The sequence below is a fragment of the Bacillus sp. ISL-4 genome (assembly GCF_018613275.1).
Lineage (GTDB): Bacteria > Bacillota > Bacilli > Bacillales > DSM-1321 > Peribacillus > Peribacillus simplex_E.
On record NZ_JAGGQN010000005.1, the window covers coordinates 1 to 22,788 of the forward strand.

Genomic DNA, 22,788 nt, shown 5'->3' on the forward strand with positions numbered 1-22,788 from the left:
TTAAATCGCTGTGTTTTTCAGTGACCATTTCATCTTATCATTTTCATAGTAAGAAGTCAATAGTTATTTTCTTTCAGCAATCTGCCGAAAGTGATGAAGTTTTTCGTTTGTCTTAGTTGGTGCTTATTTATATTAATCCCTTTTCACTTTAAAGTCAATGCCTTTTTCTCCATTTCTTATATTTATATCTTGAACCGATTATAAGCTTCTTCATTTATCAAAAATCCCAAAACAGTACTTATATAATAGAAAGAATGGCAACCATAAATGGAATAGACCTACTAAGTATCTTTATCCTTTTTTAATACCTCTTAATGATAGTGAATTTTGGAATATAACCAAGTTGACTTCACAATTTTCATTATGCTATTATATAACCAAGTAAAATAATCGGAATAGTTAATTTTATTTATAAACTTTCTTAATAAAACTTAGCTAATTAGCTAAATTAAAGGAGATGGGAATATGACAGCAGCAATGGTAATACCAGGTGCGGAATCTTTTTTCATACCCGGCAATTCTATCGGCATTCTTATTTGCCATGGTTTTAATGGAACGCCACAAAGCGTAAGGTATTTAGGTGAAAAATTCGCCGCCAAAGGCTTCACTGTCTTCGCTCCTCGACTGGCGGGCCACGGAACGGATGAATATGAAATGGAAACGGGTCATTATCAGGAATGGATCCTAGATGTTGAAATGGCTTATGCAAAATTAAAGCGAACCTGCACCCATGTATTCGCCATCGGACAATCAATGGGAGGCGCCCTTGTTCTCGATTTAGCGACAAAAGTGGCTTGTGATGGAATTCTCACCATCAATGCCGCTCTCCAAGTTCCTGAATATGAAAAATATCGTAAACAATCGGTTCCGCGCTTCGTTCCTGAAGGCAAGCCTGACATAAAAGACAATACAACTAAAGAAATCACATATGACCAAGTTCCGGCAAAAGCAATTAATCAATTGCTCGATATAATGGAACATACCAGTCAAAAACTAGTAGACGTTTCATGCCCGATACTTATCTTCCATTCTCCAGAAGATCACGTTGTACCAGACTCGTGTTCCTATCAGATTTACGATACTGTCATGTCCAGTGATAAGGAGATGGCGCCCCTAGAAAATTCATATCATGTTGCCTCGTTGGATCATGACAAAGATCATATCATTGATCGATCATATCAGTTCATTCAAAGGTTAAGCAAAAGGGCTATAATCGCTTCTTAAAACTCCCTTCTCCATAAAATCAGGTTTACCCATACACTTCGAGGGTATATATAGCATATAAAGAAAAAGGAGGTAACATAATGAGCGGTTTATCAGACAAAGTAAAAAGCGCTGTAAATAAAGTTAAAGGTGAAACGAAAGACCAAGTCGGAAACGCGAAAAATGATCCTCACTTACAAGCAGAAGGTAAAGTCGATAAATTAAAAGGCAATCTCCAAGATGGCATTAGTAAATTGAAAAATGACCGTTAATTAAAAATAACCGAATAGAGGATTTACTCTCTTAACGAACATTCTCATTTCATATAAAAGTGCCCCCCCTTTTATAGAGAAGAGGCGGCAGATAATCTGCCGCCTCTTCCTTCTTCAATTTGCTTGAATAACAACAACACACATATCATCAGGTTGATCTTGCTGCATTTCCGGGGACATCAAAAAATCGATAGGGGGAGATTCTTTACAATCAAACCATCTCGTCGTGACCGCTTCTTTGATTTGGTCGAGTCCTTCCGTTCCTTCTCGATCTATTGCTTCCATGACTCCATCCGTAAATAGCATAAGCTGAATCTTCTCTTCATAATGAATGACGGATTTCTCTATTTTCATTTCGGTGAAGAACCCAACAGGACATGTCCCTTTTGAAAGTGAGGCCACTTTTCCATCGTCCATTAAAGCAAATCCCGGAGGATGTCCGGCATTCACATATTCCACTGTCTTTTGCTCTGTATCAATGATCATATAAATCGCGGTAAAATAATAATGCACTTGATTATCTTCTTTATTAAGGGTACTCATCCAGCGATTCATTTCGTTTATTACTGCCACTGGATCTGTATGTGTCCTGATGGCATCCCTCAATACGGAGGAAATGAACATGCACACAAGTGAGGCGGATATGCCATGCCCCATCATATCCAACAGGATGATCCCATACCGATTTTCATCGATGCGGTGCCAATAGTACATATCCCCTGCTAATTTATTCGCAGGTAAGTATGATGCCCTTATAGTTAAGTGGTCATTTATAATGGGTTCACTTAATAAGCTGCTTTGAACCTGCATGGAAAGATCCAATTCATTGCGGATTTTTTCATCCTGCATTTTATGCCAATCTTTTTCATATTTAAGTCTTAACCCTACGCGAATCCTCGCAAGTAAATCTATTTTATTGATAGGCTTCATTATATAATCAATTCCACCAACATCAAGTGCCTCGGCCACCTTATTTGAATCTTCAAGGGCGGTTACAAAAATGACGGGTATATCTCTAAGGTGAGGAATACTTTGAAGTCTCCTGCACGCCTCAATCCCATCGATCTCAGGCATCATGATATCAAGCAGAATGATATCAACTGAAGTCTCTTTAGGTTGCGGACTATCCACCTGTAAATATTCAAACATCTCAACAGCTGAAGTTAATGATAGAAAATCCGTATAGCCAGCTCGTTTTAGAATTTTCTCTATAACGAAAAGGTTAACCTGGTTATCATCTACGATTAAAATCGTCATTCTTTCATTCCCCTTTTGGCTTATATCGAGCGGCAACATTTATCTTCATTATATGGATCGGTACTTTACTAAAACTCCCTAAAATAAGGATTTTTCAGTTATATTATAACGAAGTTCAGTCTCATTTAATAATAATAAACCATGGCAGCGATTTTACATGGAGACCAACTCATTATATATACCCCTTCTTCCGATATCTTAAACATAGAAATGCAAAAAAAGTGAAAAATACTGCACTAAATTAAAAAGAAAGAGTCCGCTTATATGCGAACTCTTTCTTTTTACAATTTCCGATAAATTCTTTCCTTTGAGTCAAAGTCCTCATAATCTTCCGAAAAGGATGATGTACGAAGTGTTTCCTTGCTGCCAACCGCAAGGAAGCCGTCTTTACAAAGACTGTCATAAAACAACTGATTAACATAGGTCTGTAATTCACCGGTAAAGTAAATCATCACATTCCGGCACATGATGATATGAAACTCATTGAACGAACCATCAGTAACTAAATTATGCTGGAAAAATACAATATTTTTTAGGAGATCCGAATCAAGATAAGCATTTTGATAATCGGTTGTATAATACTCCGAAAATTCCTGGTTACCTCCAGCTTGCAAGTAGTTTTTCGTATAAGACTGCATTCTATTTAAAGGTAATATCCCTTTTTCCGCATGACGGAGCACTTCATCATTCATATCAGTGGCATAAATCCTCGCCTTATCATAAAGTCCTTCTTCCTTGAGGATGATCGCCATGGAAAAGGCTTCTTCACCGGTCGAACAACCCGCATGCCAAATTCTGATTTCAGGAAGTTTTTTCAGGAGCGGTACAATATTTAAACGAAAGGCTTTAAAGAACTCCGGATCGCGAAACATTTCAGTGACATTTATTGAAAAATCTTTCAAAAGCTTCTCGACATACCCTTTTTCATATAAAACCATTTCTATCATTCCGCTAATCCTGCGAATATGGTCCAGTCTCATTCTATTTTCAACTCTTCTTTTTATTGAAGAACGCATATATTTGCGAAAGTCAAAGCCAGAAACGGAATAAATGGCCTCTAACAATAATTCGATTTCCAAGTCTTCTCTTTCTTCAATCGTTAAAGTATCCTTCATGCAAAACCTTCCTTACTCGTACGTACTATCAATCAATTAGTCAGCCATACTCTTAGGACGGATAGCAGCTGATCCAATTTCAATGGCTTGCTGACATAATCGGAAGCGCCGGCCTTCAGGCATTTTTCCCTATCGCCTTTCATCGCTTTCGCAGTTAGCGCGATGATTGGAAGATCCTCGAACTTACTTTGCTGACGAATTCTGGTCATCGTTTCGTAACCGTCCATGCCCGGCATCATGATATCCATCAATATAACATCTATATCGTTTCCTTTTTCAAGGAGTTCCAAACATTCGTAGCCGTTTTCAGCTGTAAGGATTTCCATCCCCTCATGCTTCAGCGCATTTTTCAGAGCAAATATATTACGATGATCATCATCGACGACCAGTACTGTTTTATTGCAGAATGGTTTGACCTTATTCCGATTTTCTTCATCCATTATAACTACATCCGATTCTCCTTGACCGCCAAAAGGTGCTGCAGAATCATCGTGGTTAGCTGCTGCCACTTCCGGAGAAGCAGCTATTGCTTCGCCGACATTCTTGAAGCCCTCTGGCATGCTTGGAATAAAGAAAGTAAAGGTACTGCCTTGCCCTTCTTCACTATCTACAATGACCCAACCTCCCAGAAGTTTGGCAAACTCCCGGCAAATCGATAGCCCTAAGCCCGTACCGCCATATTTTCTCATAGTAGCTCCGTCACCTTGCTGGAACGCTTCAAAGATAAGTTTTTGCTTTTCTTTTGATATTCCGATACCCGTATCCGTCACCTTAATTTCAACCCAATTGCTAGCTCCTTTTGTCTGTATCCATTGTGCTACATTTTCTTCATCAGCTTTTTGGATTTGGACAGAGACAGAACCTTTTTCCGTGAATTTAAATGCATTGGATAACAGGTTTTTCAAAATTTGTTGGAAGCGCTGTTCATCCGTAAAGAAAATATCCGGAACGTTTTTACTTTTTTCTATTGTAAAGTCAATGTTCTTTTTCTTCGCTACATGATCGAAGTTACGGTGCAATAACTCAGGAAGTTCACTCAAATTCATTTCGTCAAAGACCACTTCAAGCTTTCCGACTTCAACTTTTGATAAATCCAAAATGTCATTAATCAACGTTAATAAGTCTTGGCCCGATGAATTAATGACACGAGCGAATTCCTGTTGCTCTTCATTTAATTTACTATCATTTGGATCTGAAAGCATTTCAGATAAAATCAGAATACTATTGAGCGGTGTCCGCAATTCATGGGACATATTTGCCATGAACTCCGATTTATATTTTGAACTTAACTTTAATTCTTCCGCCTGTTTTTCAAGATTTTGTTTTGTGACTTGAAGCTCTTTCGATTTTTCTTCAGTTTCACGATTTCTCTCTTCTAATTGTTCATTGATCATTCGCAACTCTTCAGCCTGGGTTTGCAGTTCCTCCGATTGGGCTTGCATTTCCTCTGACTGTGACTGCAATTCTTCCGATTGAGCCTGTAACTCTTCGGTCTGTGCTTGTGATTCTTTCAATAAACGCTCTATTTCCATCCGGCCCTCTACATTATTAATCGTTATGCCTAGAGTATCAAGAACCTGGTTCAGGAAAGATTTTTGCAACTTCGTAAAAGTCTCCAAACTTGCCAGTTCAACCATCGCCACAACTTCTTCCTCAAAAACGACTGGCGCAATGACAATGCTTTTCGGATTGACTTCCCCTAATCCTGTCGTAACCAATTGAAAATCTTCAGGGATATCGTCAATGACTTTGGATTTCTTTTCAAGGGCACATTGTCCGATCAACCCTTCGCCAAGACGGAATTCACGTCTGCCTGAATCTTCGCCATCTCCAGCAAAGCTGGCAAGCTTCACAAAACGCATATCCACACCCTCACCCCGTTTGACGTAAAAAGCTCCAATTGAAGCCCCCATCATCGGTGCAAGTCTTGTAATGAACCGGTCAGCCAGAACTTCCACATCAACAATGCGCTGATACATGGTAGCTATATCTGCAACACGGGTCTGGATCCAGTTCTGTTCACTGATCTTTTCGGTGAAATCTTTCTCTTTTCGATTATAGTCTTCAAGTGATTCCGCCATATCATTGAACGATCTCGCTATATCACCGATTTCATCAGTAGTCCGAACCGGAACTCTTGGTATGACCGATAAATTTTTAAAATCTATATTTTTGATGACATTCGTAATCGATTGCAGATCTTTCGAAGTACTGCGAATCATCCAAACAACCGTTACGGAAATAACCAAAATGCTGAGAATAACCGCAAAAATCACAAAGCCGATCATATCTTCATAGGTTTGTTTCGAATTACTTAAGGTATCTTTCATGACACCTTCTTGGTAATCCTTAAATTCATCCATCGTACTGATGACTTTCGTTCGTTTTTCCCTCTGGTCATCCATCAGGCTTGTTAGATCCGAGGAGTTTCCCGACTTTATCCTTTGGATGATCTCAGCCTCCGTTATGGAGTAAGAAGCATATTGAGTCTCGAACTCTTTCAATAATTGCTTTGCTTTCGCCTTATTTAACGAACCTGATAACCCAGCAATTTTTGATTCAATCAAACTATGATTCTCATTGATGATCTCGAGGCTCTCTGCTCTTTCTTCTTTGTTTGCATCATTAGCTACAAACAGGATCTCACGGTCCGACCTGGAAAAAAGCTGACGGATTTCCATCGAATCTTGAACTTTTTCATAGCGATTTTCGACTATTTCAGTCATGCTGCTCTTTAAATTGTTAAGCGTAACCATCATGAATGAGAGTAAAATAGCCAAGAAAAACAAGATTAAACCAAATCCCAACATTTGCTTCTTCTTAAAACCCATTTTCCCGCCCACCTTCGATACTTATTTATACCAGCCAAAAATAAACGGCATTTCAAAATAAATCTTAATACTATCATTAGTATTACTTTTATTTTTGACACTTTAATATGATATATAGATAGATTCATTGCTCCAAGTCAATTTTAACATTTTCAAAGCCAAAATGGTTACCTACAGCGTAATTTTTAAGGAATTCCTTTTCCAATTAAGTAACAGTCAGCTTTAACCATTGTTATAATTGTCATTGTTCGAACAAAGGATCACAACAAGAGCCGAAAGTTTCCACTTTCGGCTCTTGTTGTGATCCTGTTTATTTAATCTTCTTCACTTCAACATATAAAACATGGTGGCCGTCCATTTCCTTTACAGTAAATTCATATCCGGCGTATTCGATTTTATCCCCGACAGCAATCTCAAATCTGCCTGTCAGGAACCATCCTCCCAATGTATCGATATCTTCCTCCGGCAAATCGATAGCAAGTGTATCATTGACATCTTCAACCAATGTTTTAGCGTCGAATACATAATGCCCTTCATCAATCTTTTGAATGAGCGGACGTTCATCCTGGTCAAATTCATCACGGATTTCCCCAACGATTTCTTCAAGGATGTCTTCAACCGTAACAAGACCGGCCGTTCCGCCATATTCATCAGTCAAAACTGCCATATGGATCCGTTCCTTCTGCATTTTCAGCAGCAAATCATGAATGGCGATCGTTTCAAGAACACGTATGATGGGTGTTACAAAGGAATCCACCGTCAAAGCTGTTACATTCTCTTCTGTAATCGTCGCTGTATAAAGCCGCTTGATATTGACCATTCCCACGACATTATCTTTATCGCCGTCTATGACCGGATACCTTGTGTATTGTTCTTCTTGAATAAGTTCAACAACTTCCAATAATGGCATGCCTTTTTCGATAACGGTCATTTCCGTACGCGGAACCATGATTTCATTGGCAATACGTTCATCAAATTCAAAAATCTGATTTACATATTTGTATTCCGATTGGTTGATCTCACCGCTTTTATAGCTTTCCGATAAAATGATGCGCAGCTCTTCCTCAGAATGGGCCATTTCTGACTCAGATGCTGGCTTTAATCCGAAAATGCCTGTCAGAAGACGCGCAGAACCATTCAGTAACCAAATGAATGGGTATAAAATGCGGTAGAAGAGAATTAACGGCTTTGCAAAAAGCAAGGTTACCTCTTCAGCCTTTTGAATGGCAACCGTTTTCGGTGCCAATTCACCGACTACAACATGAAGGAATGTTACGGAACCGAACGCGATCAGGAACGAGATGATGTGACTTACGGAAGCCTCTAATCCCCATTTAGTGAACAATGGTTTTAAGATCGCCTCGACCGTCGGTTCCCCCAACACCCCCAAACCTAAGGCGGTTACTGTAATCCCCAATTGACAGGCAGATAAGTACTCATCGATATGCGTTGTCACTTTCTTGGCTGCGAGGGCATTTCTATGCCCTTCTTCAATCAATTGATTGATTCGGGAACTTCTGACTTTCACGATCGCAAATTCCGATGCAACGAAAAATGCGGTTAATGCTATTAATACAGCTACTGCTAATAATTTTATAAAAATCTCCAATATGTGCGGGTTCGCCATAGTGCCAATCCTTCTGACCTTCGGATTAGCATGTACGGCTAAATCCCAAGCACCTCCTGTATAAATGGTTATTTTCGTTTCAAAATGCGATTTTTGCCTTATAACATGAACCAAAACCATTTAGCCTATATCGTTAATATGCACCTTCGTGCATAAAACTATAAAGATAAAATTTAATCATATAAGCAACAATAATAATGATTGGATCAAGGCCATGCTTTCACTGGACACCTGTTTTTTTAGAAGAAGCTCACTTTTTCCGTCCTTTTCAATCAAGCTGATGAATTCCTGAAGTTCCTCGTTCAGGCCATCCATTTTATTCTTGAGTTGAAGACCTTTTTCCTCAATTGCTGACGCGTCTTCCATTTCCTTTTTAAGTAGTTCTTTAATATCTTCCAATGAAAGGTTTTCTCTTTTGTATCCTTCGATACGGCGGAGCCTTTCAAGTTCACCGACTGAATAATAACGGTAATTAGAGGCGGAACGTTCTGCTTTAAGCAAGCCTAGGTTCGTATAATAATCTACGGTTCGTTTCGTAACGTTCGCCATTTCCGCCAACTCGCCAATTTTTAAAGTCTCGTTCCCAACCTAACCCCTCCTAACCGTCACGTGATGGTTTGACAAACAGAAAGTATGTCTTTTCCTCCATGACGTTTTATTCTATTCATATAATCGTACATTATTTTAATTGAAATGAAAAATATTTATTATCCTCTTTTTACCCTTCATTGGAAAAACAAAAACCGATTAATTGAATAATCGGTTTAATTTTATAATTTAATCCACGGATTTATTTTTTTGTTTTAACTGAGAATTGATTACTCAATATCTTAGGACCGCATTGGCATAGGGAAGAATGCTTTAGCTTTTTTATTGGTGTTCCGCATGTTTCACAAACTTTTGCTACCATTTATACTGTCCTCCTTACTTTAATTGCTTGTTATATATATAATAACACTTTCGTAATGATAATCAATACTAAATTAAAATAATTATAAACAAAGAGGGTTTTGACTTTATTTTAATAGCTTTTCACTTCACAAGTGATTATAATAAAGATGAAAATACAACAAGACACATAAGGAAGGTTGGTATTAGTATGACGAGTGAAATCCGTTCCATTCCCCGTCCCATAGTACGAACGAATCAATGGGTCATTTTGTTAAGCGTAGCCACCGCCTTATTAACGGGACAAATATGGATATTAGTGATTCCTTTAACAGCAGGACTTTTGGGTCTTCTCTTTAATTTCAATCCAGTGATGCGTCTCGCCAAGCTCTTTCTGCGAAAGAAACCTTCCGATTATATTCCTGAAGATCATTCACAGCAACAATTCAACCAGGTCATAGCAGTCGCTTGCTTAGGACTTGGATTCACTTCTTTTTTGCTAGGTTGGAATGTTACCGGTTATATATTCACCTTGATGGTCGGAATGGCTTCTCTCATAGCCATTCTTGGATTCTGCATCGGCTGCTTCATCCTTTTTCAATGGAAGCAATATTCCTATCGCCGATCTATTCGCTAATACCACACATAAAATGGGACTGACATTCGTCAGTCCCATTTTATTATTCGGTTGCCCGTAAGGAATTACTCTTTTTGACCCAAATGGTTGCCAATGCAATCAGCAATAATAATACACCTTGCGGCACCAGCGTTTCCATTGTTGGATAAAGACCTATCGTTTCTACAAATGGGAAGGAGCTGATCGTATTTGTCTGTAACACTTGAGAAACCTGAAGTGAGTGGATAGAGACTCCAAGAATCTTGAAAGCCAAGGCATATATGAGTATCGTTGCCACTTTAAAGAATAGTGTCATCGGTAATTTCACACTGTACCGCAGCATGATGAAACCAATTACCACTAAAATGAGGAAGGCAAGGAAAATCCCGCTCAGCAGCTGCTTTAATTCCATATAAGGAGCCATTCCAGCATAAAAGATAATCGTCTCGGCACCTTCACGGAATATGGATAGAAAACTGATTAAAGCGAAAGAGATGATACTCCCCGTCGCAATGGCTTGGTTCATTTGCTTGCCGATATACCGGTTCCATGCATTGACATTCGATTTACTATGAAGCCAAAGACCAATTGTCAACATCATCAATACTGCTAATATCCCAGTGATTCCCTCAATATATTCCCGGCTTGAAGCAGCTGTGATCTGAGAGAAAACGATATTGATTATGACCGCCAATATAGAACTGGCAGCTAAACCCGCACCAACTCCTGTCCAAATCCATTTTTGTTTGTCCGCTTGCCCGATTTTCTTTAGGAAAGACAGCAATGTAGCTACAATCAAGAGTGCTTCCAACCCTTCCCGCAAAAGGATCAGAGCTGCATCCCATGTTGTATAACCCGTATCCTCAATTAAAGGGAGTAACCTTGTGTTTAAATCGGATACGATTCCCTTTGCTTCATCTTCCTTTACATTTTTCGATTCTAAAAGGCTGATTGCGGTCGGGACTTTCGTTTCTATATCGCTGTAAAGCTTGCTGTCCCTTGTGGAAACCTCCCCTTCTACATTAGGCCAAATTGTTAAGATTTCATTTAGCTTATCAACGGCAGAATCGATTTCACCCTTTTCAATATCCGTTGCACTTCCTTGTAAAAGTTCTGTTACATCCCCAAGTGAATATGTGTTCTTCTGGCTTCCTACTTCAACTTTACCAGCAAGGAAATCCTCGATTAGACCCTTCAATTCAGTTAGGTTTTTTTGGGCTTTTTCCGAATCAGGTGGGTCTTGGGTAATCGCTATCCGCACAAAGGCCATTTTCGTTTCAAACTCACCATATGTAGCAACACTTTTCTCCCTGACAATGACCTCTGCATCGGTCCATTGATTCAAGAGATTGGTATATTGAACTTTAGCTTGATCAAAGTCACCCTCAGTTATCAAAGCCTCCAACTTATCTATTAATGGAAGTATCGCTTGTAACCGTTCTTTATAGTCAGTCTTGTCAACAGGGTTTTCATTGGCATCATAAATAACAAGCGTACTTGATAATGCCGATAATCGCTTTTTGATTTCATCTGTGGAGGCTTTGTCGCTCACAGCACTTTTTACAGCGGATAGCTTCTCGTCGACTTTCCTCGCACTCTTGCTGTCCGTTTTTATCGTTTTCCAATCTTGCTCGAATAGATTGATATTTTTCGATACTTCCTCAAGGTCGCCGGACTTTACCTTCATTAAACTATCGCCAATATAAACAAAAAGCTGATCATGGTTTTCACCTGCCGAAACCATCTTTATATCAGTCGAAAGAAATAAAAGACTGACAACTAAAACCAATAACCCACTCTTCCATCTAGAAACGGTCATAGTGGTTCCTCCTTATTCATGAACTAAAATCGCCAACTGGATAATATCCATGCTGGCGATTTCCCGTCCTCATTTGAAATTATATTTACCCAAAAAGGGAATCCCCGATATAGCCACCCTTTTTCACACCTGGTAAACAAGCGAACATGGCACTGCCCCTGTGAACGATATATTCGTTGAGCTTATCATTTTTCGCCAGTCGCTCTTGTATGGGTATGAATTGTTTACTTGGGTTTCGCTGAAAACAAATGAATAGCAAGCCTGCATTGAAGCTCCCTGTTTTAGGATCCATTCCATCTGCATATGAATACGGACGCCGCAATATCTTTGCTTTTCCGTCCCCCCTGGAGAGACTCATATGTGAATCTTCTGGAATGATCCGATTTCCATTTGGATCTTTAGCTTCAAGATCCACGGTATCGAACTCATTTTTCATTCCTAGTGGGGCTCCACTGTCGCGATGACGGCCAAACGTCTTTTCTTGTTCTTTCAATATAGTCCGATCCCAAACTTCAATGTACATCTGGATTCGTCGCACCACCATATAACTGCCTCCAACAAGCCAGTCAGGACCGTCCTCACCCTTCACCCAAACATGCTCATTCATCTCATTATTATCATTCGTATCCGGATTGACAGTCCCATCCTTAAACCCGAATAAGTTCCGCGGTGTCGTTTTTTGTAAATCGGCTTGCTTAGTCCGTTGAAAACCTGTTTGTGCCCAATGAATGATCGCTTTCCCTCTGCCGATCCTCACTAAGTTCCGGACGGCATGGAAAGCCACTTGAAGATCATCTGCACATGCTTGAATACAGATATCCCCACCGCTCCATTCTTCTTCTAAAGCATCTAAAGGGAATTGGGGCAGGTCCTTTAATTCAGCAGGTCTTTTTGATTTCAAACCAAATCGATCTTTGCCATCCTTCGAAAACAGGGTCGGACCCACTCCAAAAGTGATCGTTAAATTGGAAGGTGATAATTCTTTCGCTTCCCCTGTATCCTTTGGGGGCATATTCGTATTAAGTGATGTATCACCAATCAAATTCCCCGCTGTCATCTGAGCCGCAGCCTCTGTCCAATCCTTAAATAACTGGATTAATTCTGACCTTTTATCCGTGGTTACTTCCAATGATGCGAAGTAAAGGTTATCTTGCGCTTCAGTGGTGATACCAGCTTGGTGCGCTCCATAAAAAGGAACAATATCCTTAGTTTGTCCCTTCGCCTTTTGTTCAGAAAGTGTAAGCAGCCCACCAAATCCAGATGCTCCTATCACGACTCCGATTCCACCCACTCCTGCCGTTTTCAACATGTTTCGACGACTCACCTTTTTTGTAAAAAGTCCGGTTTCATCTTTCGGCGTATGTTCTTTCAATTAAGATTCCTCCGTTACAATACCTATTTGAGAAAGTGGTTCAGCCAATGCATCAATTGCTTGACTTAACTCTTTGACTTCAGATTCCTTTAAATCCGTATATGAGATGTAGCCATTCCCTTCCTTATGCTTTTCAAGCAAGCCGTATACATCGTCAAAACGTTTTTGGATTTCCCCAGCAAGCTTCGCATCCTTTTCTTTTAGAGCTGGAGTAAGCAGTTCATAGATCTTCTCTGCACCTTCAACATTAGCCACGAAATCATATAAATCGGTATGGGAGTATCGGTCCTCTTCTCCTGTCACTTTACTCGTGGAAACTTCATTCAATAAATCCACCGCACCCGTGATCAACAAATCGGGTGTTACCTCAACCGTCTCAACTTTGGCACGAAGCAAATTGACATCACTCATTAATTGATCTGCATACTTTTCGTATCCTTTCGTTGTATTTTCTTGCCATAACCCCATTTCAATCCTATGGTAACCGCCCCATTCTTCATCTTTGACATCCCCTTTACGCGCATCGATTTTGGGATCAAGATCGCCAAAGACTTCAGCGATGGGTTCCGCTCTTTCATAATGCATCCGTGCTGGTGCGTATAATTCCTTCGCCTTTTCAATATCACCGGCAGATACGGCCGTAGTGAATTCTTCCGTTGCGTTTACGAACTCTTCTATTTCACCAATGGCATATTCCCGGTACTCGCTAGATACACCATCAAGCTTACTCGCACTCACTTCTTTGGCCTTATCATCTGCCGGTTTAGTTCCTTCCTTTTCCTGCGCACAGCCAAATAATAGACTGGTTGATAGTAAGACTGCTAATGACGCCTTTGCTTTCTTCATATTGTATTCTCCCTTTGAAATGTTTTGTAGATTCATATTAGCAGATAATGAAATTCATTATCAATATATATTTTAATGGAAACAAAACATTGTTCATTCTCTTCCAAAATATTCAACTTTATCCCTTTTCCTTTCGTATGATAAGCCACCGGCTGGCTAAAGATAAAAAAGGCAGCCTATACAATCTGCTACCTTTCACGCTCACACATTAATTTGTCATTTTCTTTGTCCATGATTTTTGTTATATCCTCAATAAATTTATCGATTAACATTAGCTCTTGCTCATTATAAGCGGAACATAACTCCTTGGTTGCCGTAGAGAGCGATTGATAGTGCGATTTAATCTGTTCCTGTCTTTCGGGTATCGGTGCAATCATTACCCTTCTTCCATCCAATTGATCTCGTTCCCTTTTAACATAACCGGATTTCTCAAGGCGATTGATCAGTGCCGTAACCGATCCCGTACTCAATCCTGTAATTTTGGATAATTCACCGGCGGTAATCGGTCCTGTTTCATTCAATATTTCAGCACTCTTTAAGTCCGTATGGGACACCCCTATTTTCTGGGCCATGTTTTGTTGAAATAAAACGGACCTCATTCCATACCGCTGCAATCTGTGTGTTAAACTCTCTAACAGAGTTGCATTCAACCCATTATCGCTTGACATAAAATGCCACCCCTTTTACACTTAAATTTATCTTGATTTTCAAGATAAATATTTTGTTTCATCTTAACGTTTACCCTTCAACCATGTAAAGGAAATTCATTAGCTGGTTGATTTGAAGGAGGAAAATAAATGAACAATCAAAAAAAACAAAAATTCATTGTTGCCGGTTTACTATTGGGTATCTTGATGTCAGCAATGGATAATACGATTGTTGCAACTGCAATGGGAACGATCGTTTCTGATTTAGGCGGATTTGATAAGTTTGTATGGGTGACATCTGCCTATATGGTCGCCACGATGGCAAGTATGCCGATTTTCGGTAAGCTTTCCGACATGTATGGAAGAAAGCGGTTTTTTATTTTTGGACTTATAGTCTTTTTGGTCGGTTCCGCATTATGTGGCATGGCTCAGAGCATAGTGCAGTTAAGTATCTTCCGTGCAATCCAAGGGATAGGCGGAGGCGCTTTGATGCCTATAGCCTTTACAATCATTTTTGATATTTTCCCACCGGAAAAACGCGGGAAATTAACTGGCCTTTTCGGCGCTGTATTTGGGGCCTCAAGCGTATTGGGACCACTTTTAGGCGCTTATATTACTGAATACTCCAGCTGGCATTGGATTTTCTACGTCAATGTTCCGATTGGGATCATTTCTTTATTTTTCATCTGGAATTATTACAAGGAGTCACCCAACACCCAGGAGCAAAAAATTGATTGGGGTGGCGCAGCAACTCTCGTCATTGCCGTTATCAGCTTAATGTTCGCTCTCGAACTGGGCGGGGAGTATGGCTGGAGTTCCTCTCCTATCATAGGCCTGTTTGCCAGTTTTGTGGTTTTCTTCGTTTCATTTTTCTTTTTCGAAAAAAGAGCAAAAGATCCAATCATTTCATTATGGCTGTTTAAAAGGCGATTATTTGCCACTTCTCAAATTCTAGCCATTCTTTATGGCGGCACATTCATTATTTTAACCGTCTATATTCCGATTTTCGTGCAGGCAGTTTACGGTGGTTCCGCGACAAATGCCGGCTTGATTCTCACTCCCATGATGCTTGGTTCAGTATTCGGCAGTGCAGTTGGCGGGATATTCAATACAAAGACAAGCTTTCGCAACTTAATGACGATTTCCGTCATCTGTTATTTTGCAGGAATGCTTCTATTAGGGACCATCACCCCTGATACCAGCAGGACTTTATTAACTTTGTACATGATTCTGACTGGATTTGGCATGGGCTTTTCTTTCTCCCTTTTGCCTATTGCGTCCATTCACAACTTGGAACCTAGATTCAGGGGGTCGGCCAACTCAACAAACTCATTCCTCCGTTCATTTGGGATGACACTCGGTGTAACGATTTATGGAGCGATTCAGACCAATGTATTCCAAAGTAAAATGACGGATGCATTTAAGGGAATGCAAGGAGGCCCGGATACAGCCGGATTGATGGAGGACCCACGTCAGCTCTTCCAATCGGATGCACGTGCCGAGATTCCGGACTTTATCCTGGATAAAATCGTTCATGCGATGTCCGATTCGATATCATTGATATTCACCTTGGCTCTCATTCCGATCGGTCTTGCTGCAATCACTGTTTTCTTCATGGGAAAAACAAGAGTGGAAACACCTTCAAAAAAGGAATCATTGCAATAAACAAAAAGCGCTGAAATTCCAGCGCTTTTTGTTATTTCATCTTCCTTCTATAATGAGAGGTGAAGATTGCCGAAAAATCATTCCACAACTAAAATATAAGTAACACATTCACATACCGAGGTGAGAAGTTTGAAGATCGTATGTTTTGGTGACAGTTTAACAAGAGGCATTTCTTATGTTAAGGGGCGCCTTCGCATCATTAAAGAAAATTATCCGAACTCTTTAGCTAAGCTAACAGAATCTTTGCCATTCGTGGAAGTCTTGAATAAAGGGGTTTTCAATGACAACTCCGACCTGTTGGTTAGCCGGATCGAGAAAGACGTCATGTCGGAAAATCCCGATATCGTATTAATAGAGGTCGGTGGAAACGACTGTAACTTCCATTGGGATGAAGTAGCCAAGAATCCAGAAGGTGACCATGAGCCCATCGTTCCAATCGAACGCTACCTGGATAATATCACACAACTTGTCAAGCAGATTCAGGACAAGCATGTAACACCATTCCTTTTAACTCTCCCGCCACTTGACCCTGCCAGGTATTACAGATCCATCGCTGATAAGTTCGGTCATTCGATCGGGCATTTCGTTTCCCATGTCGGCGGTATTGAACATTGGCATGGGATGTATAATCGCCAATTGAAACACCTTGCAGCGGAACTAAAGGTGCCATTGATCGATGTCCGTTCCTATATTAAATCCTCCGGCGATTTGGGTCGCTTGATTAGCGATGATGGCATCCACCTCACTTCAGAAGGGTATCAGCAAATGAGCATGGCCATATTCAGTGATTTGCAAAAGCATATGGAAGAGGATATGATTCCTCAGCCATAAAACGGTAAAAAGGCAAAGCATGGCGCTTTGCCTTTTTTTCCTTAAAGACTTTTCACTTCCACGTTTTCCGGAAGCTTGAAAGGGTTTTCGGTGTTGATCCGGTCATAAAACATCGTCCCGTTTAAATGATCTAACTCATGTTGAAAAACGATTGCAGCAAAGCCCTTCAGCCGCATCTCTATTTCCTCACCATTACCATCCACCGCTTTAATTTTAACCCGTTCATAACGCGGTACATAGCCTTTAATATCACGGTCGACAGAAAGGCAGCCTTCACTTTGCGGTAAATAGATCATTGTGGCCGAATGACTGATGATTTTCGGATTCACAAGGGCATATTCAAACAGCTTCCCCTTTTCGTCGGGAAAATACATGACGAACATGCGTTTATTCAAGCCTATCTGATTTGCAGACAACCCAACTCCTTCACGCAAGTTGAACTTCTTTTGGAGTTTTGGATCCTGACTATTTTTCAGGTATTGCATCATGCATTCCAACGTTTCACGATCTTCATCCGAAATCGGCAGGCTAACTTTATCCGTTACCTGACGCAGAATGGGATCCCCTTCTCTAACGATATCCTTCATCGTAATCATATAGTCTTTTATAAATTTACTCATAGAACTTCACACTCTTCTACCATTTTATTTTTTCATGACTTAGACCATTTCACTTTAGCATTTCGCTTTTAAAAAGTCTAATATGCTGGTTAGATTAAATATTTCTAAATTCCGGACTCTTTAAACTTTCATATAAATAAACATTATTTATTGCATTTCACATTATTTACCTTTATTTTAAGGTATAAAGACCTATAGATTACATGTTTAAAAATTTTATACTGGATATATACTCTTAAAGGAGATGAAAAATTGAACTCGAACTCTAAATTAGTTTCGAAATTGCTGCCGTTCCTTACGGCTCTCATTGTGATAATTGCTGGAGTCAGTTGGTATGTTGTTACTCAGTCAAAGGATATGGTCATTCCCTTTTCTTCGGTAGAAAAGACGATTAAAGCCCAAAATGGAGCCCTTGTCACCATTGAAGAAAAAAGAAATGGCACTCTTCACATCTCCACGCCAGATGGAGAATATGTTTCCAATATTCCTCCCAACAGCCAAATGATCAATAAACTTGTCGAAACTTATAACGTTCAATATTCTTTTTCATCAACTAATAAATCAGCATTATGGATTTTAGGCGGTTTAATGGCGGCTCTCGTCACAACCGGTGTCATTATACAGAAAAGATCACAGAATGGATTGCGGATAGGCAGTAAAAAACAAAGCCTTTCCACCCCAAAGCCCTTGCCAGAGATAACTTTGGATGATGTAGGCGGGTTGCAATCCGAAATCAAACAGGAAATCCTACAGACACTCACTACACTGAAGGAACCTGAACGTTCAGCTAAAATTGGAATTAAGCCGCCTCAAGGCATTTTATTATATGGCCCCCCTGGAACGGGGAAAACTTTGCTTGCACAGGCAATTGCAAAAGAGCTTGGTGCAAACTTCTTCTCAACGAGCGGTTCAGCCTTCAACGAAATGTTTGTTGGAGTCGGTGCAGCCCGTGTCCGCAGCCTTTTCCAAAATGCACGTAAGCAATCGCCAGCTGTCATTTTCATCGATGAAGTGGACGCGTTGGCTGGTAAAAGGAAAGCTCATGGCGGGGAAGAAGGCGAAAAAACGTTAACTGAACTGCTTGTGCAATTGGATGGAGGCCATCCAAATGAAGGCATTTTATTCATTGCAGCGACCAACCGGAAAGATATGCTCGATGAGGCATTTCTACGTCCGGGCAGGATTGATTTTTCTTTCCAAGTTCCACTTCCAGATACACAGGGAAGAAAGGAAATCATCGATATCCATACGAAGGGAAAACGTCTAGCGACAGATGTCCTGGCTTCCCTGGATGAGTTGGCTGAAAGTACATCCGGTTTCTCCGGCGCTGACTTAAGCTCCCTGTTCGATACTGCCTCACGACATGCCTTGAGGAATGAACAGGATATGATTCGTAAACAGGATCTAGATTACGCCATTGACCGTACGATACTTGGAGCGACATCACGTACCTTGAATGATGCGGATACGAAGCGGCGTGTGGCCATTCATGAAAGTGGACATGCCCTGATTGCAGCTTTGACAAAGCCCGGTTCCATTCGAAAGGCGACCATCATTCCGCGTGGGGAAGCCCTTGGATATGTAGCGCCAATACCAAAAGAACTCCATCTGGCAACAGCCAGTGAATTGCTTGATCAAGTCAAAATGATCTTAGCAGGTGGCGTGGCGGAAAGAATGTATTTAGGAGAACATAGCATCGGTGTAGGCGGAGATGTACAACAGGCGAAGCATCTGCTTGAACAAATGGTCGATACCGGAATGCTTCAAGATGGATTTACCCTCACCTTTAATAAAGGTGAGAAGGAGCAAAAGATGCAGGAATTATTCACGAAAGCGATTTCTGAAACGGAAATGTTGATTGACTCGAATCGCTTACAATATGAAGAGATCGTTGAAGAGTTATTGAAAAAAGAGACACTTGAAGGATCAGAAGTTCAGCGTATCGTTGATGCTTCAGAAATAACCGGCATATGCTCGAATGCTTAATGCTCTTTTCCGCTGAGTCTTAAGACCTAATGTTATATTTAGAGCCTGTTTCCAATCGAACAGGCTCTTTTTTTATCATATATGGACTCAAGACAAAGAAATGAATTAACCAGATGGAAATCCCTCATACTAGTCAACACGATATGATCTTTTACAGTTTTTCCTCCCCTTGTTGCTGCAATCCAAAGAACAATATTTGCTATTTGCCTTTCTTGGTTTGTACTTCTTCCCATTACACTCCGGCAATATTGACCAGTGTCTCTATTGAACCAATTTCATTCTCTTCTATTTATTAATTAAGGCAAAAGCATAGAAGGAGCGATGATAAGTGAGTATTCTCCGTATGGAAAATCTGGAAACGAATTACGAGAGATTCACGGTATTCAAAGACTTGAATTTGGAAATAAAGGAGGGGCTGGTCACGACCATCATTGGTCCGAATGGATGTGGTAAATCCAGATTACTGAAAACAATAGGCCGTATTCTAAAGCAAAAGAGCGGAAGCGTTTATTTACAAGGTCAGGAATTACATAAGATCCATACCAAACAGATTGCCAAGCACTTGGCATTACTTCCCCAAAACCCGGTTGCACCAGCCCAATTGAAGGTAGAGGAACTTATTTCATATGGAAGGTATCCGCACCGCAATAATGTAAAGAAACGATTGAATGGGCCATGGATATCACAAAAACCCTTTCATTTCGAAACCGGGAGATCGCAAACCTTTCCGGTGGTCAAAGACAAAAAGTTTGGCTAGCAATGGCTTTAGCACAGCAAACGGAGATTTTATTACTGGATGAACCTACTACCTACCTTGATATGCCCATCAACTGAGGTTTTACAATTGTTGAGAGACTTAACAGGGAACAGAAAAAAACCATCGTGATGGTACTGCATGATATCAACCATGCGTCTCGTTTTTCACATGAAATCATAACGATGAAGGAAGGAGAAATCGTTAAAATCGGAACCCTAGGCGAAATCATATCACCTGCCGTTTTAGAAGAAGTCTTTCGTATTCATTCAAGGGTGATGATAGATCCTGCCAATGGGGCACCCGTTTGTTTTGGTTATGACAATTTATCACAGCAAGAAGTATACAGAGAAGCCATTTCATCCAATTAAAAAAAGGGTGTCGACAAGTCGACACCTTTTTTTTGACACGTTTTATAGTTTTTCCAACTGGATGATATCTGGTGTATTTTGTTTCTGGATCCCTGGCTTTTGCAATTTCACTGCCGTTCCTTCTGGTAAGTTAGTGAATATAATAGGAGTGACCGTTGATGGTGCATTCCGTTTTATGAAATCTAAGTCAATTTCCAAAAGAGGTGTTCCTTTTGTTATTCTTTGACCTTCTTGCACAAGAGCTGTAAACCCTTCGCCATTTAATTTAACTGTATCTAAGCCAACATGGATCAGGATTTCCAGACCATTATCCATTTTCAATCCCAGTGCATGATTTGTCGGGAATATACTTAGAACTTCCCCATCAATTGGGGATACTAGTTTTCCGTTGACTGGCTCGATAGCAAAGCCATCCCCCATCATTTTCATGGCAAACACTTGATCGGGAACTTGTTCGATCGGTAAAACGGTCCCTTCAATTGGAAGGACAAAGTCATTTGCACCTAAAGCTTGGTTTTCTTCCATTTTATCCTCTGCCACTTGTGCAGCTGGACTTGTTTTCACTTTGCTTGGATCGACGCCATTCTTGACAAGTTGTTTCATTGCATTTGCAACGAATTCAACATTCGTTCCAACAATGACCTGCACACTCGATTTATTCAACTTCATAACACCGCGCGCACCATGCCTTTTTAAGGCTGCTTCATTCACATTTCCTGAATCAGCCACTTGTAAACGCAAGCGCGTTGCACAGTTATCAATTAGCATTATGTTCTCTATACCGCCAAGATCTTGAATGAAAAGCGATCCCATATCGGTATATTTATCCCCTGTTTTAACAATAGTTTCTTCTTCCACAACTTCTTCATCGTCTTCACGGCCAGGTGTTTTTAAATCCATGATTTTGATAACAAAATAGAAAATCACGAAGTAAACTGCTGCGTATACTAAGCCAATCGGTATTAACCATAGCGGTTTTTGCGCTATACCAAAGTTTAAGAAATAATCAATAGCCCCTGCGGAGAATCCAAACCCATGATGGATATCCAATATAACAGCTAGTGCCATGGAGACCCCGGTTAAAAGGGCATGAATTACATATAACACCGGCGCGATGAACATGAACAGAAATTCAATCGGTTCAGTGATTCCTGTTAGGAAAGAAGTGAAAGCTAACCCAACAAGCATCCCTGTCACCAATTTACGTTTCTCTTTTTTAGCAGCTGCAATCATCGCTAATGCTGCAGCTGGAAGGCCGAACATCATGATCGGGAAAAAACCGGTCATGAATGGCCCAGCAGTCGGGTCCCCTGCGAAGAAACGATTTATATCACCTGTCGCTCCATTGTATTCACCAAAAACGAACCAAACCATACTATTCAAAACATGATGCAATCCTACTGGAAGCAATAAGCGATTCAATACGCCGAATACTCCGGCACCCAATGCCCCGGCACCTGTAATCCAGTCTCCAACACTATTGATTACATCTTGAATCGGCGGCCAAACAAAACCGAATATTCCCGCAAGTATAATCATCGCCAGCGAAGTGATGATTGGGACGAATCGTTTCCCTGAAAAGAATCCAAGCCATTCAGGGAGTCTTATGTCGGAGTATCTATTATATAGAAGAGCTGCAACTATACCCGATATAATACCGCCTAAAACAGCCATATCGATATCTTTATTAATCGCTTGTGTTCCATTCGTTAAAACAAAGTAACCAACAAGACCAGCTAATGCCGCTGCACCGCTACCGTCTTTAGATAATCCTATTGCAATACCTAATGCGAACAATATGGCAAGGTTATCAAAGATCGCTTTTCCCGCAGCCGCCATAAATGCTATATCAAGTAAATCCGGTTGGCCTAAGCGAAGCAATATAGCCGCTGCCGGTAAAACAGCAATTGGTAGCATAAGAGCTTTACCAATCTTTTGTAAAAAATTCAACATCGAACTCATCTCCCTTGTTCCTAACTTCTATAGATTCTTCTGCATGACAAGAAGTATAAAGCGTTTTCATTTTATCAATATAATAACATTTCTTTGGCTTATACTAGCACAGAAA

General features: G+C 40.4%; 17 protein-coding genes and 1 pseudogene. 7 read left to right on the forward strand and 11 right to left on the reverse strand.

The genetic code is table 11. The annotated features are described in order from the left end of the window. Window positions 1–465: 465 nt before the first annotated feature. Together J7J00_RS02870 and J7J00_RS02875 are read left to right on the forward strand one after the other, a co-directional pair. The gene (locus tag J7J00_RS02870) at window positions 466–1,224 is read left to right on the forward strand and encodes an alpha/beta hydrolase (RefSeq protein WP_214787323.1); all 759 of its coding nucleotides are present in this window, start codon (window positions 466–468) and stop codon (window positions 1,222–1,224) included. An 80-nt stretch (window positions 1,225–1,304) separates the two neighbouring features. Then, on the forward strand, window positions 1,305–1,475 hold the full coding sequence (locus tag J7J00_RS02875) for a CsbD family protein (protein WP_096340795.1): 171 nt from the start codon (window positions 1,305–1,307) through the stop codon (window positions 1,473–1,475). Window positions 1,476–1,589: 114 nt separating this feature from the next. Here the strand turns inward: J7J00_RS02875 and J7J00_RS02880 are convergent, their stop codons facing one another. From J7J00_RS02880 to J7J00_RS02900, 5 genes are all read right to left on the reverse strand, one after another. Further along, the gene (locus tag J7J00_RS02880) at window positions 1,590–2,732 is read right to left on the reverse strand and encodes a PP2C family protein-serine/threonine phosphatase (protein WP_214787325.1); all 1,143 of its coding nucleotides are present in this window, start codon (window positions 2,730–2,732) and stop codon (window positions 1,590–1,592) included. Window positions 2,733–3,013: 281 nt separating this feature from the next. Then, entirely contained in the window at window positions 3,014–3,847 is an 834-nt protein-coding gene (locus J7J00_RS02885; protein WP_214787327.1) for a CheR family methyltransferase, read from the reverse strand. Between the two features lie 32 nt (window positions 3,848–3,879). Next, a complete protein-coding gene (locus J7J00_RS02890) occupies window positions 3,880–6,678 on the reverse strand; it encodes a response regulator (RefSeq protein WP_214787329.1) in 2,799 nt (932 codons plus the stop codon). Between the two features lie 310 nt (window positions 6,679–6,988). Beyond that, window positions 6,989–8,305: a hemolysin family protein gene (locus tag J7J00_RS02895; protein WP_396020474.1), complete on the reverse strand. Its 1,317-nt coding sequence runs from the start codon at window positions 8,303–8,305 to the stop codon at window positions 6,989–6,991. 177 nt (window positions 8,306–8,482) lie between these two features. Next, window positions 8,483–8,872, reverse strand: coding sequence for a MerR family transcriptional regulator (locus tag J7J00_RS02900; RefSeq protein WP_309487128.1), 390 nt, complete (start codon window positions 8,870–8,872; stop codon window positions 8,483–8,485). Window positions 8,873–9,404: 532 nt separating this feature from the next. Between J7J00_RS02900 and J7J00_RS02905 the strand changes: the two genes are divergently transcribed. Further along, complete coding sequence (locus J7J00_RS02905) at window positions 9,405–9,830, forward strand: DUF4395 domain-containing protein (RefSeq protein ID WP_214787333.1); 426 nt, start codon at window positions 9,405–9,407, stop codon at window positions 9,828–9,830. Window positions 9,831–9,873: 43 nt separating this feature from the next. On the opposite strand, the gene J7J00_RS02910 is transcribed toward J7J00_RS02905, so the two are convergent. The 4 genes from J7J00_RS02910 to J7J00_RS02925 all read right to left on the reverse strand — a co-directional run bounded on the left by J7J00_RS02910 (window position 9,874) and on the right by J7J00_RS02925 (window position 14,514). After that, window positions 9,874–11,628, reverse strand: a complete 1,755-nt coding sequence (locus J7J00_RS02910; protein WP_214787335.1) for an FTR1 family protein — start codon at window positions 11,626–11,628, stop codon at window positions 9,874–9,876. Window positions 11,629–11,713: 85 nt separating this feature from the next. After that, on the reverse strand, window positions 11,714–13,000 hold the full coding sequence (gene efeB / locus J7J00_RS02915) for an iron uptake transporter deferrochelatase/peroxidase subunit (RefSeq protein WP_214787337.1): 1,287 nt from the start codon (window positions 12,998–13,000) through the stop codon (window positions 11,714–11,716). After that, the gene (gene efeO, locus J7J00_RS02920; RefSeq protein WP_214787339.1) at window positions 13,001–13,846 is read right to left on the reverse strand and encodes an iron uptake system protein EfeO; all 846 of its coding nucleotides are present in this window, start codon (window positions 13,844–13,846) and stop codon (window positions 13,001–13,003) included. It lies immediately after the preceding gene. A gap of 188 nt (window positions 13,847–14,034) precedes the next feature. Next, entirely contained in the window at window positions 14,035–14,514 is a 480-nt protein-coding gene (locus J7J00_RS02925) for a MarR family winged helix-turn-helix transcriptional regulator (RefSeq protein WP_214787341.1), read from the reverse strand. Between the two features lie 129 nt (window positions 14,515–14,643). On the opposite strand from J7J00_RS02925, the gene J7J00_RS02930 reads away from it, so the two are divergent. Together J7J00_RS02930 and J7J00_RS02935 are read left to right on the forward strand one after the other, a co-directional pair. Then, window positions 14,644–16,158 (forward strand): MDR family MFS transporter, encoded by a 1,515-nt coding sequence (locus tag J7J00_RS02930; RefSeq protein ID WP_214787343.1) that lies wholly within the window; start codon window positions 14,644–14,646, stop codon window positions 16,156–16,158. A gap of 129 nt (window positions 16,159–16,287) precedes the next feature. Further along, window positions 16,288–16,989, forward strand: a complete 702-nt coding sequence (locus tag J7J00_RS02935) for an SGNH/GDSL hydrolase family protein (RefSeq protein WP_214787345.1) — start codon at window positions 16,288–16,290, stop codon at window positions 16,987–16,989. A gap of 41 nt (window positions 16,990–17,030) precedes the next feature. Here J7J00_RS02935 and def read toward each other — a convergent pair whose 3' ends face one another. Next, entirely contained in the window at window positions 17,031–17,609 is a 579-nt protein-coding gene (gene def / locus J7J00_RS02940; protein ID WP_214787347.1) for a peptide deformylase, read from the reverse strand. 252 nt (window positions 17,610–17,861) lie between these two features. Between def and J7J00_RS02945 the strand changes: the two genes are divergently transcribed. Together J7J00_RS02945 and J7J00_RS02950 are read left to right on the forward strand one after the other, a co-directional pair. Continuing rightward, entirely contained in the window at window positions 17,862–19,595 is a 1,734-nt protein-coding gene (locus J7J00_RS02945; protein WP_214787350.1) for an AAA family ATPase, read from the forward strand. Window positions 19,596–19,923: 328 nt separating this feature from the next. Further along, window positions 19,924–20,720, forward strand: a pseudogene (locus J7J00_RS02950) (ABC transporter ATP-binding protein). 42 nt (window positions 20,721–20,762) lie between these two features. Here J7J00_RS02950 and nagE read toward each other — a convergent pair. Next, complete coding sequence (nagE, locus tag J7J00_RS02955; RefSeq protein WP_214787352.1) at window positions 20,763–22,673, reverse strand: N-acetylglucosamine-specific PTS transporter subunit IIBC; 1,911 nt, start codon at window positions 22,671–22,673, stop codon at window positions 20,763–20,765. Window positions 22,674–22,788: the final 115 nt, after the last annotated feature.

Excerpts from the sequence above, each read along its gene's own strand:
- efeO (WP_214787339.1), bottom strand. The coding sequence starts at position 13,846 with ATGAAGAAAGCAAAGGCGTCATTAGCAGTCTTACTATCAACCAGTCTA.
- J7J00_RS02925 (WP_214787341.1), bottom strand. The coding sequence starts at position 14,514 with ATGTCAAGCGATAATGGGTTGAATGCAACTCTGTTAGAGAGTTTAACA.
- J7J00_RS02905 (WP_214787333.1), top strand. The coding sequence starts at position 9,405 with ATGACGAGTGAAATCCGTTCCATTCCCCGTCCCATAGTACGAACGAAT.
- J7J00_RS02910 (WP_214787335.1), bottom strand. The coding sequence starts at position 11,628 with ATGACCGTTTCTAGATGGAAGAGTGGGTTATTGGTTTTAGTTGTCAGT.
- J7J00_RS02880 (WP_214787325.1), bottom strand. The coding sequence starts at position 2,732 with ATGACGATTTTAATCGTAGATGATAACCAGGTTAACCTTTTCGTTATA.
- def (WP_214787347.1), bottom strand. The coding sequence starts at position 17,609 with ATGAGTAAATTTATAAAAGACTATATGATTACGATGAAGGATATCGTT.
- J7J00_RS02895 (WP_396020474.1), bottom strand. The coding sequence starts at position 8,305 with ATGGCGAACCCGCACATATTGGAGATTTTTATAAAATTATTAGCAGTA.
- J7J00_RS02885 (WP_214787327.1), bottom strand. The coding sequence starts at position 3,847 with ATGAAGGATACTTTAACGATTGAAGAAAGAGAAGACTTGGAAATCGAA.
- J7J00_RS02875 (WP_096340795.1), top strand. The coding sequence starts at position 1,305 with ATGAGCGGTTTATCAGACAAAGTAAAAAGCGCTGTAAATAAAGTTAAA.
- J7J00_RS02930 (WP_214787343.1), top strand. The coding sequence starts at position 14,644 with ATGAACAATCAAAAAAAACAAAAATTCATTGTTGCCGGTTTACTATTG.
- J7J00_RS02870 (WP_214787323.1), top strand. The coding sequence starts at position 466 with ATGACAGCAGCAATGGTAATACCAGGTGCGGAATCTTTTTTCATACCC.
- nagE (WP_214787352.1), bottom strand. The coding sequence starts at position 22,673 with ATGTTGAATTTTTTACAAAAGATTGGTAAAGCTCTTATGCTACCAATT.
- J7J00_RS02890 (WP_214787329.1), bottom strand. The coding sequence starts at position 6,678 with ATGGGTTTTAAGAAGAAGCAAATGTTGGGATTTGGTTTAATCTTGTTT.